The organism is Herbaspirillum sp. GW821-FHT09A12, from assembly GCF_059418325.1.
The window spans coordinates 995,950-1,013,091 of record NZ_JBWKPR010000002.1; the positions used below are offsets into that span (position 1 = coordinate 995,950).

Consider the following 17,142-nt stretch of genomic DNA (forward strand, 5'->3'; position numbering starts at 1 on the left):
TTCGATTAATTGCCCAACGTGAACAGCACGTTGAGCATATCGCTGGCCGCCTGGATGATCTTGGCCGCAGCCTGGTACTGCTGCTGGTTCTTGATCATGTTGGCCAGCTCCTCATCCTGGTTGACGCCGGACTCGGATTGCTGTTCCGCCGTAATCGATGCCAACCGCGCCTTCTCGGCGGTGTTGGTCACGTTGATTTCGTTGGTCTTGTTGCCAATGGTGGCCACCAGTTGCGAATACGAGCCCTGATAGGTGGTATTGCCGATGGTGTTCTTGGTCTGCAAGCCCGCCAGCAACAACGCGTTACGGTTGTCGGCGGTGCCGTTGGTATTGGGCGAGATGGTGAACTGGTCGCCGTTGGCCGGCTGCCCGCTGATGGCGAACGTCATGCCGCCGAAGGTATAGGAATCTCCGGCGACATACGGCAAGGAGGTCGCGCCGCCGGCGATGGTCGTGGTCGTGCCATCCTTGTGGGTAATGACGCCGCCGGCCGCCGGCACCGCCGGGGAAATCGCGAAACCGACCGGCGCGGTGGTTGAATAGGTCATCTGTACCGGCGCGGTCAGCGGCGATGCCAGATAACTCGAGTCGACCGAGCCGGCGCTGATGGAGGCCGTTCCCTTGTTGCCCGCCACCGGCGCGAAATTGAAATTGTCGCCGGTGGCCGGCGTGCCCGACAACGTGAAACTTACCCCGCCGCTGCTCAGGGTCGAGCCCGGGACATAATCGAATGCCGTACCCGCCGCTACCGTGGACGATGTGCCGTCGGGGGCGGTGACGATGATGGATGGCGCGGGAGTCACCCCCGCCCAAGTGCCGGTAAGTTGCAGTTGACCGCCGCCGCCGGTGGTGACCGCAAAACCCAGCGTCGAACCTTGCACGAACACCGAGGTATCCAGCGCCGTGTTGGATGCGATGCCGCTGCCGGTATTGCCGGTCGTCGTCAGGCCTACGCTGCTGGCGGCATTGCCGCCGGTGACGATGGGCGCCGCGGCCGCGATCAATTGGGTATTGGTCAGCGCCAGCGACAGTTGCGCGGCGCCATCGACGGTGGGCTTGATCCTGAAGCTGTCGCCGGCGGCCATGGTCACCCCGGAATACGACACCCCATCCACCACCGGCGCCGGCACGGCAGCCGGGTTGATCACGGTTTGGGTATTGTCGGACAAGCGGGTGACGGTGTAGTTGGTGCCGTCATAAGACAAGGTGTAGTCGCTGGTCGTCAGCGCCGAAGCGTTGGTGATGGTCGCCGTCATCGCCGCGGTGGCGCTATTGGTCGACTTGCCCGACACCGCCGGGCTGGCGATGTTGAAGAAGTCGGTGCCTGCCACACCGTTCTGGTCCAGGCCCAGCTTTTGCTGGTCGTTGAAGGTGGAACCGAGGATGGTGGCGATGCGGCCCAGGGAGTTTTGCGCCGGGTCGAGCGTTTCGGTGCGGTATTTCAGCAAACCGCCCAGGCTGCCGCCATCGTAGAAGAAACTGTCGGGAATGATGGCGGTTTTACCGCCGGACACCGGATAACCGATCTGCAGGCGCGACACGTCATCCGCCGAAGGCGTGGCCACCAGCGTGGTCACCTGGTCGCCCACCACCAGCGGCTGGCCGGAACCGATGAACACGCTGACCGAGCCGCTGTCCTGCGGCACGATGCTGACCTTGACGTATTTGTTGATCTCGGCGATCACCTGGTCGCGCTGGTCCAGCAGGTCGTTCGGCACCTGGCCGCCGCCGGAACCTTGCGCCTTGACGATGGCCTTGTTGAGCTCGGACAACTGGGTAGCGTACGAGTTGACCGTGCTGACGGTCGAGGTGATCTGGTTGTTGACGCTGGTGCGGCTTTGCGCCATCTGGTCGTTCAGGCTCTGGAAGCGCGCCACCAGGGTGGACGCCATCGACAGCACGGATTGCCGCGAGGCGTCGGTATTCGGATTGGAGGCCAGGTTCTGGACGGCCTTGAAGAAATCCTGCAGCGCGGGCGACAAGCCGGCATCACTGTCGGCCAGCAGGTTGTCGAGCTGGGAGATCTGGGAGTAGTAGGAGTCCAGCGAGCTGGCCGTCGTCTGCGATGCCAGTTGCTGCTTGACCAGGAAATCGTTATAGACGCGCTTGATCTCGGCAACCTGGGTACCCTGCCCGACAAAACCATAGCCATAGTTGATGCCGCCAGCCGTGCTTTGCACGACAACCTGGCGGTTGTAACCGGGAGTGGTCGCATTCGAGATGTTGTGGCTGGTCGTGGCTTGTGCCGCCATCGCTGCCTGCAACGCGCTCTGACCGATGCTAAAGATATTGGTTGCCATGCTGGATCTTCTTTAACGGAATAACCAAGTCTACGGCACGCTTTACAAAAACTTTAGATCGGGCCGGCCGTTTTTGTTGCCGGACGGCACCCGATCAGCGTTGTACGCGTGCTGAAAACCTGTATTCACCATGCCATCGGGCCATCGAACCACTCCCGATCAGCGCGTAAGCCGGTTCTTATGCCGACAAGGATTGGCGGATGATGCGGGAGAGCTTCTCGGCATAGTGCGGATCGGTCGCGTAACCTGCGCGCTGCAGGCCATAGGCGAATCCGTGCGCGTCCTGCGCGCTGGCCAGCACCTTCTCGTAACGCGGATTGCTGCGCAGCAAATTGGCGTAGTCGCGGAAAGCGTCGGCATACGAATCGTAGGCACGGAATTTTTCCACACGCTTTTGCGGCTTGCCGTTGATGTATTCGATCGTGGTCGCTTCGACAACCTTGCCCTTCCAATTGCCGGTGGCCTTGATGCCGAACAGGTTGTGCGCCGAGCGCCCGTCGCGCGCCGTGATTTCCTTTTTGCCCCAGCCGGTTTCCAGGGCCGCCTGGGCCAGCATGAACTTGGCCGGAATGCCGGTCATGCGGCTGGCTATTTCGGCATCGGCCTGCAAACGGTTCTGGAATGCCTCGACGTGGGCCGGCTTGTTGGAGCGGCGCTTGTTGCGCCCCTGCCCATTCGGGTCGCTGCCTTCCGCGGCCTGCTGGCTGGCAAAGCTCTGGATGAACTTGGCGCGGTCGGCCTCGCTCATGTCCTTGGCCAGCGGGATGTTCATCGGCAAGCTGTCGTCCAGCTGCTGTTGCTGCGGGTCCAGGTCTTGCGCATCCGGCAGTTTCTTCGGCAATGCGGCCGACAGCTGGCGCGTGAGCACATCGGCCAAGCCGATGCCGCGCTGCGCCAGGTTCTGGCTCATCTGCTGGTCCAGCATGGAGGTGAACATCTTGGTCTGTTCGTTATCGAACGGGCCATTCTGCGGCGTGGCGTCGCGCATGCTTTTCATCATCATGTTCAGGAACAGCGCCTCGAACTGCTTGGCCGCGCCCTTGACCGCCTCCGGCGAATTTCCATTCTGCCGTGCCGCCTCGCGCAGGCTGTTCAGCCCATTCGCATCAACGGCCAGATTTTCGGTCGGATTGGATGGGTTGATCTTGTTGAGCATGAAGTACCTTGATTGGCGATCAGTTATCTGTTGGCAAAGCCAATTGCGGCTTCGTCCTTGCTGCCTTGCTGCATAAGCGCCGTCTCGGCGATCAAATCACTTCAAGCTCGGCACGCAGCGAACCGGCCGCCTTCATGGCCTGCAAGATCGCCAGCAGATCCTGCGGTGTCGCCCCGATGGCGTTGAGCGCCTTGACCACATCGGCCAGCGAAGCGCCGCCCTTGAGCAGCATGACCTTGCCGGGTTCCTTGTTGATCGAGATCTGCGCGTTCTGGACAGCCGCGGTCTGCCCGCCGGCAAAGGCGTTGGGCTGGCTGACCGCATTGTCGGCCTGGATCACCACCGACAGGTTGCCGTGCGACACGGCGCAAGTCTCCAGCATCACGCTCTGGTTCATCACCACCGAACCGGTACGGGCGTTCAGGATGACTTTTGCCGACAGCTTGCCGGGCGTCACATCGATGTTTTCCAGCGCGCCCAGGAAGGCCACGCGGTCGCCGCTGGAAATCGGCGCGCGCACCCGGATCACCCGGCCATCCTGCGCCACCGCGGTATCCGAACCGAAACGCTTGTTGAGCGCATCCACCACGCGGCTGGCGGTGGAAAAGTCGTTGTCGTTGAGCTCCAGCATGACCACGTCCCCGCCGCCCAGCGTGCTGGGGACCGCCCGCTCCACGGTGGCGCCGCCCGAGATGCGGCCGGCGCTCAGATGGTTGATGGTGGTGCTGCTGCCGGCGGCCGAAGCGCCCGCACCGCCAACCACGACGTTGCCCTGGGCGATCGCGTAGATCTGGCCGTCGGCGCCTTTCAAGGGCGCCATCAACAGCGTGCCGCCGCGAATGCTCTTGGCGTTGCCGATGGATGACACGGTGACGTCGAGCAATTGCCCGGGTTGGGCGAAAGCCGGCAAGGTTGCCGTCACCATCGCTGCCGCCACGTTCTTCAACTGCATGTTGCTGCTGGTGCCGGTCGGCACGTTCACGCCCAGCTGCTGCAGCATGCTGATCACGCTTTGCACGGTAAACGGGGTCTGGGTGGTTTGGTCACCGCTACCGTCAAGGCCGACCACGAGACCGTAGCCGACCAGTTGGTTCTGGCGCACGCCCTGGATGCTGGCGAGATCCTTCAGGCGCTCGGCCTGCGCCGGCATGGCTGCGACCACGCACAGCCCCGCCGCAACGGCCAACAGCCCCTTGCGAACCAGGTTAACAGCGGAAAACCTTCCCACGAACATGACAAAACCCCACATCAGAAAGGAGAAACGCTAAAGAAGAAACGTCCCAGCGAAGACATGAACTCGGCCATGTCGATGCGGGTATTGGTGCGGTATTCGACCTTGGCATCGGACACCACGGTCGAGGAAACGGTATTGCCGGTCTGGATGTTGTCCGGACTCACGGTGCCCGAAAAGCGTACGTATTCGACCCCCTTGTCGAGGGCCACCTGCTTTTCTCCGCTCACCACCAGGTTGCCATTGGGAAGCACCTCCGTGACGGTGACGCCGATGGTGCCGCTAAAGGTATTGCTGGAGCTGATCGCCCCCTTGTCTTCAAACGAATTGGAAGACGTGCCGTTGGCCGACAGCTCCTTGATGGTGGTGCCGAAAATGGTCGGCGCCGGCGATGCGACCGTGCCGGTCTTGCTGGCCGAACTGCCGGCGGTCTTGCCCGCGCTGGTTCTTTCATTGATCACAATGGTCAGCGTATCGCCCACCAGGCGCGCACGGCGGTCTTCCAGCAACGGGCGATAGACTGCCGACTGGAAGATCGCGCCGGATGTCGCTGGCGCATACGATGCCGGCTGGGGGCGCGCCGTCATCGGCCCCTTGACAATCGATTCGGGCACGGTGTTGCAGCCGGCGACGGCCAATGTACCCACCACGGCGGCGAGCTTCAGCAAGCGATTCATATTTGCCCCTTCCTTCTTCAAACTGCTAACTACCCATTCAACTGCGTGACGATTACAACTGCGTGACGATTACAACTGCGAAATCTTGGCCAGCATCTGATCCGAAGTGGTGATCGCCTTGCTGTTGATTTCATAGGCGCGCTGGGTCTGGATCATGTTGACCAGTTCTTCCACCACGTTGACGTTCGAGGTTTCCACATAGCCCTGCCACAGCGCGCCGGCGCCATTGGTGCCCGGCGTATTGGGGTTGGGCGTGCCCGATGCGGAGGTTTCCACATACAGGTTTTCGCCGCGGCTTTCCAGGCCGGCCGGGTTGATGAAGGTCGCCACCTGGATGGTGCCGATCTGCGTGCTGGCGGTAGAACCGGCCTGCATGATCGAGACGGTGCCGTCGCGGCCGACCGACAGCTTGGTGGTGTTGAGGGGAATGGTGATCGGCGGCTGCAATGTGTAGCCGCTGGAGGTCACCAACTGGCCCTGGTTGTCGGTCTGGAAGGAGCCGTCGCGGGTGTAGGCGGTGGTGCCGTCCGGCAGCAGGATCTGGAAGAAACCCGCGCCCTGGATGGCCAGGTCCTTGTCATTGTTGGTCTGGTTGACGTTGCCCTGCGTGAAGATGCGCTCGGTCGCCACCGGACGCACGCCGGTGCCGATCTGCAGGCCCGACGGCAGTTGGGTCTGCTGCGACGACTGCGCGCCGGGCTGGCGCACGGTCTGGTACAGCAGGTCTTCGAACACGGCGCGCGAACGCTTGAAGCCGTTGGTGCTGGTGTTGGCCAGGTTGTTCGAAATCACGTCCAGCTGCGTCTGCTGCGCATCCAGGCCGGTCTTGGAAATCCAAAGGGAACGAATCATTTATTTCTCCGGTAATCGGCGATTAAAGCAGGGCCATCAGGATGGTCAGGTCAAGGACAGGATCTGGGTCGCCTTGGTCGAATCGCTTTCGGCGGTCTGGATCATCTTCATGTTCATTTCGAACTGGCGCGAGAGGTTGATCATATTCACCATCGCCTCCACCACGTTCACGTTGCTGCCTTCCAGCGCGCCGCTGGCCAGGCGCACATTGGCATCGGGCTGGGCGGCGCCGCCGGTGATGGTGCGAAACATGCCGTCGTCGCCGCGCTTCAAATTCTTGTCGTCAGGATTGACCAGCTTGATGCGGCCCAGGATGTTGACCGCATTCGGAATGCCATCGGTCGGGATCGTCGACACCGTGCCGTCGGCAGCGATCGCCACCGTCACGTCGGGCGGGATGGTGATCGGGCCGCCGTCGCCCAGCACAGGCTGTCCGGACTGGGTCTGCAGGACACCGTTCTCGGTGGTCTTGAAGCTGCCGTTGCGGGTATAGGCCTCGCCGCCATCGGCCGTTTGTACGGCGATCCAGCCCCGGCCCTGCACCGCTACGTCGAGCGCGCGGCCGGTGTCCTGGATCGGGCCCTGCGAGAAATCGTTGCCCGCCGTGGAGTCCACCACGAAGGCGCGCGTGGGCAAGCCATCGCCCACCACCGGCGCCGAACGGAACGTGTTGAGCTGGGCGCGAAAACCCGTGGTCGTGGCATTGGCCAGGTTGTTGCTGGCGGTGGCCTGTTGCTCAAGCGTGTGCTTGGCGCCCGACATCGCTGTGTAGACCAGACGATCCATAGAACCCCTCTGCGCGGCGAAGCCAGGCCCCGCCGCTGATTGAAACCGGCCGCCGGCGCCGCCGGCGGCTGTGAAGCATATGCGCCCCGAAGGGCGCACCCATCACCCGATCAGCGCATGCTGACCAGGGTCTGCAAGACGGTATCCTGCACCTTGATGGTTTGCGAGTTGGCCTGGTAGACACGCTGGGCCACGATCATGTTGACCAGTTCGGCGGTCAGGTCGACGTTGGAGTCTTCCACCGAGCGCGACTGCAACGTGCCGTAGGTGCCGGTGGTCGGCTGGCCGACCATTGGCGAACCGGCGTCGGCAGTGGCCTGGTACAGGTTGTTGCCCAGCGGTTGCAGGCCGTTCGGATTGGCAAAATTGACCAGCACCACGGTGCCCAGGTTCTTGGTCTGCTGGTTGCTGTAGGAACCGATGATGGAACCATCCTTGCCGATCGAGAAGCTCGACAACGAGCCCGGCGCCACGCCATTTTGCGACTGCGCCAGATTGACGAAGGCCGAACCGGTCTGGGTGGAACCGGTATAGCTGACCGCGATCGTGCTGGCAAAATCGCCACCGCCCTTGGCAATGTTGGGATTGACCCCGGCCGAGGTCAGGTCGATCGTCATCGCGCCGCCGCTGGTCAGCGCGCCGGTGGAATCGAAGGTCATGGTGCCAATCGCCAGAGGCGTCGTGCCGCCGGAGGTAGTCGTCAATGTCGTGCCATCGACAGTCGCGTAGACGTTCCAGGTAGTCGACGGCGGCGTGCCGGCCGTAGCGCCCTTCACATAGTAAGTCTGCACGCTATAAGGATTACCCAGACTGTCGTAGACAGTGACGCCAGTGGAGTTGTTATAGGTGGTCGGATCGGCAGCATTGAACGTGGTGGTGGCCGGGATCTCGGTCAGCCGCGAATCGAGGTTGACCTTGGTGCTGATGGTGGTGGTCGGCGTCGCCGGGATAGACGAAGTATCGATCTTCAGCGCGGTCGGATCACCGCCGGTTACGCCTGCGGCCCAGCCCATCAGGTAAGCCCCGTTCATGCTCGGGTTGACGATGTAGCCGTCCTTGTTCAATTCAAACTGGCCGTTACGGCCGTAGAGCGGCGACTTGTTGTCCGTGGTGGCCGACACCTGGAAAAAACCATCGCCGTTGATGGCGATATCCAACGGATTGTTGGTCGAAGTGATGTTGCCCTGAGTGAATGCCTGGGCCACATTGGCCACCGTCACGCCGATGCCCACCGGCGAATTGCCGGAACGGTTCATCGAGTTGGCGTACATGTCGGCGAACTGCGCCTGCGCCTGCTTGAAGCCGACCGTGCTGGCGTTGGCCACGTTATTACCGATGACATCCAGGCTCTTTGCTGCGCCGTTGATCCCGCTCAGACCTTGTTGAAAACCCATTTGTTGCTCCCTGTCGGTAATGACGATTAAAGAATTTGCACGACGTCGGTCGGCTTGATGGTGCCGATGTTCGAGACGTTGAGCTTGATGCTGCCATCGGCGGCCGTGGTGACGCTGGCAACGGTGCCGAATGCGAGCGCGGTCGCATTCACGCCGACGCCGTTGCTGGCGGCGGTCACGGTAAAGGTGTAGTTGCCGTCCGCGGCCTTGCCGCCGGCGTCATTGGTGCCATCCCAGATCACCGGCATGGTGCCGGCGGCCTGCGTTCCCAGATCCATCGTGCGCACCACGGCGCCGCTGGAATCCTTGACAGTGACGGTGACCGAAGACGCCGTCGAATCCAGCTGCACGCCGAACACCGCTTTTTGCGACGTGGTTTCGGTGCCGTCTTCGGCCTTGGTGGTGTCCGAGGTCAACTGGATGCTGTTGCCCGGCGCCAGCACGCTGTGGCCGATCATGTTGGCCGACTGCAGCGCCTGCGAGGAGTTCAGGTTGCCCATCAGGGTCGACAGCGTGGTATTGAGCTGGCTGATGCCCGAGACGGTCGACAGTTGCGCCATTTGCGTGGTCAGCTGCGAGTTGTCCATCGGGTTGCTGGGATCCTGGTTCTTCATCTGCGCGATCAGGAGCGTCAGGAAGCGATTCTGGATCGCATCGGAGCTATTGTCGTTGAGGCTGCTCGAGCTGCTGGATGAGCTCGTGCTGCTCGTGCCGTTCATGGACGTCAGCAGGTCGGAAGATACGGTGGTCATGGGCTAGAGTCCTATTGGCCGATGGTGAGGGTTTTAACCAGCATGGACTTGGCGGTATTCATCGTTTCCACGTTGGTCTGGTAAGAGCGCGAGGCGGAGATCATGTTGACCATTTCCTCGACCGGATTGACATTGGGCATCGCCACGTAACCGTTGGCGTCGGCCATCGGGTGCTTGGGATCGTAGACCAGCTTGGGCGGCGCCTGGTCTTCGACCACGGCGGCCACCTTCACGCCGCTGTCCTTGACGCCGCCGACCGGAATCGCCTGGAACACCACCTGCTTGGCTTTGTAAGGCGTGCCGTCCGGGCTGGTGGCGCTGTCGGCGTTGGCGATATTGCTGGCCACGGCGTTCAGGCGCTGCGACTGCGCGCTCATGGCCGAGCCGGCCACATTGAAGATATTAGAAAGGGACATGGCTTATCAACCCGGTTGGATGGCGTTAATCATGGCCTTGATCTGGCCGTTGACTGCAGTGACGCCGGCTTCGTAACGAATGCCGTTGTCGACGAACTCATTGCGCTCGACGTCCATGTCGACGGTATTGCCGTCGACGCTGCCCTGGGTCACGGTGCGGTACAGCAGCGGCGAACCGCCGATGCTGCCCTCGCCCGAAGCCGCCGCCTCGCCGGCGACGTGCGCGGCGGCGGTGCGCGCCATCTGCAACGGAGGCAAGGCGGTCGATTTATTGTCCAGGGCGTTCTTGAGCGCATCGGCGAAGTTGACGTCGCGCGCCTTGTAGTTCGGGGTATCCGCGTTGGCGATATTGGAGGCCAGCACCTGCTGGCGCTGGGCCCGCAGGTTCAGCGCCAGTTCGTTGAAGCGGAAAAAGTCGTCGAGCTTTGAGACCATCAGGCCCTCCTGGAATACCGGCGCCGCTCAAGTTATCGCGGACTGCGCCGATGATGGAATTACATAAGCTCGATCATACGGTTGCCCCCGGAAGTTTAATGGGCGATAAGCAGAGAAAAGCCTCCCTTGTTCCTGCTTTTGACCTCACGCGCGCGAAGTAACATTGCTGCCAAGATTCGCCAATGCCCCGTCCGGGGCGAGTTGCAAAAAATGAAACAGCCTTTCCGCGTATTGCGCCATGCCGTGGCCGCCCTCGCCCTGCTGGCATGCGGCCTCCAAGGCGCGTTCGCCCAAGCGGACCCGAATATTCCCCAGCGCCAGGACTTGCCGGCCTTGCAACAGACAGCCGAGCAATTCCTCAAGATGCAGACCTCCGGATTGCCTGGCAGCGTCACCGTCGACGTCGATCCGGTGGACCCCCGCCTCAACCTGACCGCCTGCATCGAGCCGCAGGCCTTCATGCCGAATGGCGCGCGCCTGTGGGGCCGGACCACCATCGGCATCAAGTGCGTGGCGCCCGCCCCGTGGACCGTTTATGTGCGGGCCAACGTCCGGGTGGTTTCGGATTACCTGGTGGCAGCCGTACCGCTGGTGCAGGGGCAAACCATCAGCGCCGCCGACGTCACGCGCATGCGCGGCGATTTGTCGGGATTGCCTAACGGCATCATCACCGACGAGTCCCAGGCGGTGGGACGGGTCATCTCCATGTCGGTGCGCGCCGGCACCCCCTTGCGCATGGACGCCGTGCGCAACCAGCGCGTGGTGCAACAGGGCCAGCCGGTACGCGTCGTTTCCAATGGCCCCGGCTTCCAGATTTCAACCGAGGCGCGCGCCCTGACCAACGCCTCCGAGGGGCAAATGGCGCAGGCGCGGACAGCGGCCGGACAAGTTGTCAGCGGCATTGCCAAGGCGGGCGGGATTCTGGAAATCAACTATTAATACAGGGCAATTCATTTCCCCCGGGAATCCGCCCGGGACGAATGCAAAGAAAAATGGCGACAGGGCTCAAATTGCGGCGCCAGCTGTTAAAGTTTGCGGATAAATAGCCGATAATCTAAGCGACAGGCGGTGCGAAGCACCCTCACCCTACAAGGAATACTGCCGTGAATGTTAATGACGCCCTGAAATCCACCGCCGGACGCACTACCGAGCAGGCCCAGCCGCGGTCGGGCGTGCCAACCGGCGACAGCGCAGCCTCGACGGCCGCCGCGTCGGACAGCGTGCGCCTGTCGGCCACCTACCAGTCGCTGGAAACCAAGGCCAACGGCAGCGGCGGCAGCTTCGATGCGAAGAAGATCGCGGAAATCAAGGCGGCCATCGCCAACGGCACTTTCCAGGTCGACCCGGATAAAGTCGCCAGCGGCCTGTTCGATACCGTCCAGACACTGATCAACGCACGCAAGGCTTAATCCGACTCTGCACGCTCATCAAACAATGAACAACCCGGCACAAAGTCTGACACAGGAAAAAACGGCGCTGGCCCGGCTGGTTGAAAAACTGCGCCAGGAGCAAGCATTGCTCTCCGAGACCGCGTCCGAAGGCATGACCGACCTCATCGGCGAAAAAGCCGCCATCGTTGCCGAAATGACCACCTTGGCCGGCCACCGCCACCAGGTCCTGGCCAGCCTCGGCTATGCCGACGATGAAAGCGGCATGCAGCAATGGATGAATGAACAAGGTGCGGATGACGACAAGGAAGTCTGGGCGGCCCTGTTCGACCTAGCGCAAGACGCCAAGGAACTGAACCGCGTCAACGGCATCCTGATCGGCAAGAAACTGTCGATCAACCAAAGCGCGTTGACCATCCTGCAAGGCAAATCCAATGCCGGCAACTTCTATGGCCCGGACGGCCAAAGCAGCATCAAATCGGTCGGTCGCCGCCTTGGCGTGGTGTGAAACCGATCGCGGGCGCCCCGACTGAGAATCGAGAATCGGCGCAAACCATATGAGAAAGCCCGGCACAGCCGGGCTTTTCGTTTTTCCTGTATTGCCGCGCCAGCGCTCAGGCCACCCCGGACCAGGCATGCTCGCGCAAATAGGAACGCATGCGCGATATCGCCTGGCTATGCAACTGGCATACGCGCGATTCGGACACGCCCATGACGGCGCCAATTTCCTTGAGGTTCATCTCCTGCTCGTAATACAAGCCCATCAGGATTTGCTCGCGCTCCGGCAAGGCCCGGATCGAGTCGACCACGGCCTCGCGAAAGCCGCCGTTGATCAGGTTCTGCAGCGGATTGTCGGTGTCGGCCGATTGGTAGCGGTCGAGGAAATGCTCATGGCCGCTGTCGTCATCGTGGAAGTCTTCATAGTAGATCAGCTGGTGACCGCCGCAGTCGGTGAGCATGGCCTGATATTCGGCCAGGCTGAGCTTCATGTGCTGCGCCACCTCGTTCTCTTGCGGCTGGCGCCCCAGCTTCTGCAGCAGCGCCTGCATCGCATCTTCCACCTTGCGCGCGTTCTGGCGAATGCTGCGCGGCAACCAGTCGCTGCTGCGCAACTCGTCCAGCATGGCGCCGCGGATGCGCTGCACGGCGTAGGTCTCGAACTGCGCCCCGTGCGTTTCCTCATAACGGTTGACTGCGTCCAGCAGGCCTATCATGCCGGCCTGGATCAGGTCGTCCACCTCGACGCTAGGGGGCAACTTCGCCTTGAGCTGATGCGCCAGCTTCTTGACCAGCGGCGCATGCAGCTCCAGCAAATCGTTCTTGCCTGTTTTTCCCTTGACGTTATACATGCACGTCACACTCCGAGACTTGCACCGTCGGTTGCCATGCCGTAAGCGCTTTTTGCCGCATCCTGCCCTGCCAGCTGCTTGGCCAGGCGATGGAAGGCGATCGACGCGCCCGCGAACGGAAACACGTCCATCACCGCCCTGCCTTGCCCGCAGGCGCGCCGGATATGATCGTCAGCCGGAATCGATCCGAGGAAATTCAATTGTGCCGCCAGGTAACGGCTGGCCGCCTGCGCCATGTTGGCATAGACGGTCTGCGCTTCCGCTTCGCTCGCATCGTTGACGATGAGGCTGAACGGACGGCGCCCGATCCTGTCGGTCAAGTTCTTCAAGAGCACGTAGGCGGCCTTGATCGACGATGCGCTGGTGGAAAGCTGGATGACGATCTCCCCCATTTCCATGGTCGAGACCGGGAACGAATCGTCCTCCGCCAATACGCCGTTGACCAGCGTAATTTCAGCCTGCTCAATCAGGGTATCGAAGATCGCGAGCAGCCGGCCCGCTTGCGGATGGCCGGCCGCGGGCACCGCGCGGCGCGCAATGCGGGCCATCGAGAAACCCTCCGGAAGCAGGCGCACCGCCTCATGCAACGGCCGCTCCATGTGGGCCACTTCCTGCAACGTGGCCACGTCGTGGCGCAGGCCGATACGGGTCAGCAAGCCCGACGATGCGACACCGCCGTCAACCAGCAGCACCTGATGGTTGGCCTGGCTCAGCGATGCCGCCAGGTTGATCAGCATCGCGCTCTTCTCTTCCTCGCCCAGTACCGACAAAAAGGTAAACAGGCGCGGCACCGGACGCTCCAGCATCCGGCGCAGTCCTGCCGCCTGGTCGATGTCGTAACTAGCCAAAGGTCACCTCGCGCAAGCCTTTGTCATTCATGGAAAGTGCGGTCGGACCCACCACCACCGGCAACTCGCCCTCCTGGAATTCGAACGGCGCGGTTTCGCGCTTTTGCTTGAAGGCGCGGTCGGCCAGGTAGAGCTTGTTGGCCACATGCAGGTCTTCCGGCACCCGCTGGCCATTGGCCACATAGTGCAGGTTGAGCTTGTGGCGGATCACCACGTCGAGCACATTGCCGATGGTGGCCGCCTCGTCCAGCTTGGTGACGATGCAGCCTGCCAGGCCCGAGCCCGAGTAGGCATGCACCACTTCGTTGAGGGTGCCGCCGGTGGCGGTGGCGTTCAGGCACAGCAGGCGCTTGATGTCGACGCCGGCGCCGGCCAGCATCGCATCCTGCTCAGCCACCATCTGGTCGCGCTGGCCCACGCCGGCGGTATCGATCAACACGGTATGCTTGCCCTTGAGTTCTTCCAGCGCAATGCGCAGGTCGGTTTCATCCTTGACCGAATGCACCATCACCCCCAGGATCTTGCCGTAGATGCGCAGTTGTTCGTAGCCGCCGATACGGTAGCCGTCGGTCGTGATCAGCGCCAGCTTGCCGGAACCATGGCGCATCACGCAACGCGCCGCCAGTTTCGCGGTCGTCGTGGTCTTGCCCACGCCGGTCGGCCCGACCATGGCGAACACGCCGCCGTTTTCCAGCAATTCGCTTTCATCGGCCAGTGTGCTCAGGTTGCGCGCCAGCACCGACTTGACCCAGAACATGATGTCTTGCGACTTGGAGTTGTTGGGCAAGTTTTCGGTAATCAGGCGCGACAGGCTGGCGCTGAAACCGGCCGCCAGCATTTCCTTCATGACCAGGGCCTTGAGCGGCTCGCGCTTTTGCGTGCCGCCCCAGGAAATCTCCGCCAGTTGCGTTTCCAGCACGCCGCGCATGGAACGGATCTCGCTCATCACTTCCGACAGGATCTCATCATAATCCTTGCCGTCGAATTCGGGTAGCGAGGAACGCGGGGCCTGCTCCTGCCCGCCTTCCTGCGCCGCATCGCGCGCACGGCGCTGGTCGCTGCTGCGGCTGCGCCAGACACGCGCATCGGCAAGCGCGGCCTGCTCGGCTTCCCTCGAGGCGGCCCGGCCCAGCGGCTGCTGGTCCAGCAACGGCCCGGATTCGGCGCGCGGCACCCGCGGCGTCTGCTGTGCCAGCGGCGAGGACAGCAAGGCCGGGCGCTTGGGCTGCGGCGCCGGCGGCAAGCCCGACTGCTGCTGCAGCGACGCCGCCTGAGGGCGGGCGACCGCTTCACGCGCGGCCCCCGGCGCCACCAGCGTAGTCATGTCCTCATTGGCCATCGCCAGGATTTCCACCCCGTCGGGGATATTGCGGTTGGAGAGGATGACCGCGTCCGGACCGAGCGCTTCACGGACTTGGCGCCATGCTTCGCGAGACGAATTGGCGATAAATTTCTTGACGTTCATGCTTGCCCTCCAACTAGGCTGGTAACTTTAATCGTTTTCGAATCTGGTATTTCAGAGTGGGACAGTACCCGCAACTGCGGCATGGCGCGTCGCAGGAAGCGCGACAGCAATGAGCGCAACGGCGCAGGCACCAGCAATACCGGCGTCAGGCCCAACTGCTCCTGGCGCTGCGCCGCCTGTTCGGTTTGCATGACCAGCGAATCAGCCAGGCCGGGCTCGATGCCGCCGCTGTCGCCGCCGGCCTGCAAGGCTTGCAACAGCAAGCGCTCGAGCTTGACGTCCAGGGTCATGACGGACAGTTCGCTCTCGCCCGGGAAAATCTGTTGCACGATCGCCCGGCCCAGTGCGATACGCACGATCGCGGTGAGCTCGTTGGGCTCCTGGATGCGCGCCGCATGCTCGGCCAGCGTTTCGATGACGGTGCGCATGTCGCGGATGTGCACGCCTTCCAGCAGCAGGTTCTGCAACACCTTCTGCAGCGTGCCCAGCGGCAGCATCTTCGGCACCAGGTCCTCGACCAGCTTGGGCGCTTCCTTGGCCAGGTGGTCCAGCAGGCTTTGCACTTCCTGGCGCCCCAGCAGCTCGGCCGCATGCGTGGTGATCAAATGGTTCAGGTGGGTCGCCACCACGGTGCCGGCGTCGACCACCGTATAGCCCATCGTGGAAGCCTGTTCGCGCAGGCTGTTGTCGATCCACACCGCCGGCAGGCCGAAAGCCGGATCGCTGGTCATCATGCCCGGCAACGGCCCGGTGACCATGCCTGGATTGATGGCCAGATACTGCCCGGCATGGGCCTCGCCCTTGCCCACATCGACGCCCTTGAGGGTGATGCGGTAGGCCGAAGGTTTCAATTCCAGATTGTCGCGGATATGGATGGGCGGCGACAGGAAACCGACTTCCTGCGCGAATTTCTTGCGGATGCCCTTGATGCGCTTGAGCAGTTCGCCCCCTTGCGCCTTGTCGACCAGGGGAATCAGGCGGTAGCCGACTTCCAGGCCAAGCGTATCGACCGGCATGACGTCTTGCCAGGTGGCTTCTTCCATTTCCTGGGTCGGCGCCGTGGTGACCGATTCCGGTTGCGCGGCGGCGGTCTTGGCCAGTTCCTTGCGGTTGCTGATGACGTAGGCGCTGCCGGCCATGGCCGCTGCCAGCAAAATGAACGCAAAGTGCGGCATCCCCGGAATCAGGCCCATGCCGCCGATGATGACGGCGGTGATGTAGAGCACCTCGGGCTTGGCAAACAGCTGGTTGATCAGTTGCCCGCCCACGTCCTGGTCGTTGGCCACGCGCGAGACCACCACGCCGGCCGCGGTCGAAATGATCAGGGAAGGAATCTGCGCCACGAGGCCGTCGCCGATGGCCAGCAAGGTGTAGTTCTTCAACGCGGCGTCGAACGCCAGGTCGTGCTGCACCATGCCGACCACCAGGCCGCCGACGATGTTGACCACCGTCACGATGATGCCGGCCACGGCGTCGCCCCGCACGTATTTGCTGGCGCCGTCCATCGCGCCGTAGAACTCGGATTCCTGCGCCACTTCCTTGCGGCGGGCCCGCGCTTCCGGCTCGCCGATCAGGCCGGCATTGAGGTCGGCGTCGATCGCCATCTGCTTGCCCGGCATCGCATCCAGGGTGAACCGCGCGCCCACTTCGGCGATACGGCCGGCGCCCTTGGTCACCACCATGAAGTTGATGATGGTCAGGATCACGAACACGACGATACCGACCGTGTAATTGCCGCCGATCAGGAAGTGGCCGAAGGCTTCGATCACCTTGCCGGCGGCGTCAGGCCCGGTATGCCCTTCGGTCAGCACCACCCGGGTGGAGGCGACGTTGAGCGACAGGCGCAGCATGGTGGACACCAGCAGCACGGCCGGGAAGGCGATGAAGTCCAGCGGCTTGACGGTATATAGCGCCGTCATCAGCACGATGACCGACAACGAGATGTTGAAGCTGAACAGCAGGTCCAGCATGAAGGCCGGCAGCGGCAACACCATCATCGCCAGCATCATGACGATCAGGATGGGCGCGGCCATCGCCCGCGAGCTTTTCACCGGCACCCAGGCCGGCAGTTTCATGGTATTGAGTTTGGCCAT

General features: G+C 62.6%; 17 protein-coding genes. 3 read left to right on the plus strand and 14 right to left on the minus strand.

Features of this window, described 5'->3' with window-relative positions:
• Positions 1 to 5: 5 nt before the first annotated feature.
• From flgK to flgB, 10 genes are all read right to left on the minus strand, one after another.
• Entirely contained in the window at positions 6 to 2,300 is a 2,295-nt protein-coding gene (gene flgK, locus AC07N6_RS09595; protein WP_494780076.1) for a flagellar hook-associated protein FlgK, read from the minus strand.
• 178 nt (positions 2,301 to 2,478) lie between these two features.
• A complete protein-coding gene (gene flgJ, locus AC07N6_RS09600) occupies positions 2,479 to 3,456 on the minus strand; it encodes a flagellar assembly peptidoglycan hydrolase FlgJ (RefSeq protein WP_494780077.1) in 978 nt (325 codons plus the stop codon).
• A gap of 91 nt (positions 3,457 to 3,547) precedes the next feature.
• Entirely contained in the window at positions 3,548 to 4,606 is a 1,059-nt protein-coding gene (locus tag AC07N6_RS09605; protein ID WP_494780270.1) for a flagellar basal body P-ring protein FlgI, read from the minus strand.
• 98 nt (positions 4,607 to 4,704) lie between these two features.
• Positions 4,705 to 5,364, minus strand: coding sequence for a flagellar basal body L-ring protein FlgH (locus AC07N6_RS09610; RefSeq protein WP_494780078.1), 660 nt, complete (start codon positions 5,362 to 5,364; stop codon positions 4,705 to 4,707).
• 69 nt (positions 5,365 to 5,433) lie between these two features.
• Complete coding sequence (gene flgG, locus AC07N6_RS09615; RefSeq protein WP_494780079.1) at positions 5,434 to 6,216, minus strand: flagellar basal-body rod protein FlgG; 783 nt, start codon at positions 6,214 to 6,216, stop codon at positions 5,434 to 5,436.
• A 45-nt stretch (positions 6,217 to 6,261) separates the two neighbouring features.
• Positions 6,262 to 7,002, minus strand: coding sequence for a flagellar basal-body rod protein FlgF (flgF, locus tag AC07N6_RS09620; protein ID WP_494780080.1), 741 nt, complete (start codon positions 7,000 to 7,002; stop codon positions 6,262 to 6,264).
• 110 nt (positions 7,003 to 7,112) lie between these two features.
• Positions 7,113 to 8,396, minus strand: coding sequence for a flagellar hook protein FlgE (gene flgE / locus AC07N6_RS09625; RefSeq protein ID WP_494780081.1), 1,284 nt, complete (start codon positions 8,394 to 8,396; stop codon positions 7,113 to 7,115).
• A 26-nt stretch (positions 8,397 to 8,422) separates the two neighbouring features.
• A complete protein-coding gene (locus tag AC07N6_RS09630) occupies positions 8,423 to 9,148 on the minus strand; it encodes a flagellar hook assembly protein FlgD (protein ID WP_494780082.1) in 726 nt (241 codons plus the stop codon).
• Positions 9,149 to 9,159: 11 nt separating this feature from the next.
• Complete coding sequence (flgC, locus tag AC07N6_RS09635) at positions 9,160 to 9,564, minus strand: flagellar basal body rod protein FlgC (protein ID WP_494780083.1); 405 nt, start codon at positions 9,562 to 9,564, stop codon at positions 9,160 to 9,162.
• Positions 9,565 to 9,570: 6 nt separating this feature from the next.
• A complete protein-coding gene (gene flgB, locus AC07N6_RS09640) occupies positions 9,571 to 9,999 on the minus strand; it encodes a flagellar basal body rod protein FlgB (RefSeq protein ID WP_494780084.1) in 429 nt (142 codons plus the stop codon).
• A gap of 210 nt (positions 10,000 to 10,209) precedes the next feature.
• Here flgB and flgA point away from each other — a divergent pair, with 210 nt between their 5' ends.
• The 3 genes from flgA to AC07N6_RS09655 all read left to right on the plus strand — a co-directional run bounded on the left by flgA (position 10,210) and on the right by AC07N6_RS09655 (position 11,895).
• Positions 10,210 to 10,938: a flagellar basal body P-ring formation chaperone FlgA gene (gene flgA, locus AC07N6_RS09645; RefSeq protein WP_494780085.1), complete on the plus strand. Its 729-nt coding sequence runs from the start codon at positions 10,210 to 10,212 to the stop codon at positions 10,936 to 10,938.
• Positions 10,939 to 11,102: 164 nt separating this feature from the next.
• Positions 11,103 to 11,408 carry a flagellar biosynthesis anti-sigma factor FlgM gene (gene flgM, locus AC07N6_RS09650; RefSeq protein ID WP_494780086.1) on the plus strand — a complete coding sequence of 102 codons (306 nt, stop codon included), beginning with the start codon at positions 11,103 to 11,105 and terminating at the stop codon, positions 11,406 to 11,408.
• Between the two features lie 25 nt (positions 11,409 to 11,433).
• Positions 11,434 to 11,895: a flagella synthesis protein FlgN gene (locus AC07N6_RS09655; protein WP_494780087.1), complete on the plus strand. Its 462-nt coding sequence runs from the start codon at positions 11,434 to 11,436 to the stop codon at positions 11,893 to 11,895.
• Positions 11,896 to 12,001: 106 nt separating this feature from the next.
• On the opposite strand, the gene AC07N6_RS09660 is transcribed toward AC07N6_RS09655, so the two are convergent.
• From AC07N6_RS09660 to flhA, 4 genes are read right to left on the minus strand one after another with little or no spacing between them, the layout of a single operon-like run.
• Positions 12,002 to 12,736 (minus strand): RNA polymerase sigma factor FliA, encoded by a 735-nt coding sequence (locus tag AC07N6_RS09660; protein ID WP_494780088.1) that lies wholly within the window; start codon positions 12,734 to 12,736, stop codon positions 12,002 to 12,004.
• Between the two features lie 5 nt (positions 12,737 to 12,741).
• A complete protein-coding gene (locus tag AC07N6_RS09665) occupies positions 12,742 to 13,542 on the minus strand; it encodes a MinD/ParA family ATP-binding protein (RefSeq protein ID WP_494780271.1) in 801 nt (266 codons plus the stop codon).
• A 34-nt stretch (positions 13,543 to 13,576) separates the two neighbouring features.
• On the minus strand, positions 13,577 to 15,049 hold the full coding sequence (gene flhF, locus AC07N6_RS09670; RefSeq protein ID WP_494780089.1) for a flagellar biosynthesis GTPase FlhF: 1,473 nt from the start codon (positions 15,047 to 15,049) through the stop codon (positions 13,577 to 13,579).
• Positions 15,046 to 17,142: a flagellar biosynthesis protein FlhA gene (gene flhA, locus AC07N6_RS09675; RefSeq protein WP_494780090.1), complete on the minus strand. Its 2,097-nt coding sequence runs from the start codon at positions 17,140 to 17,142 to the stop codon at positions 15,046 to 15,048. Before flhA ends, flhF begins: the two co-directional genes overlap by 4 nt.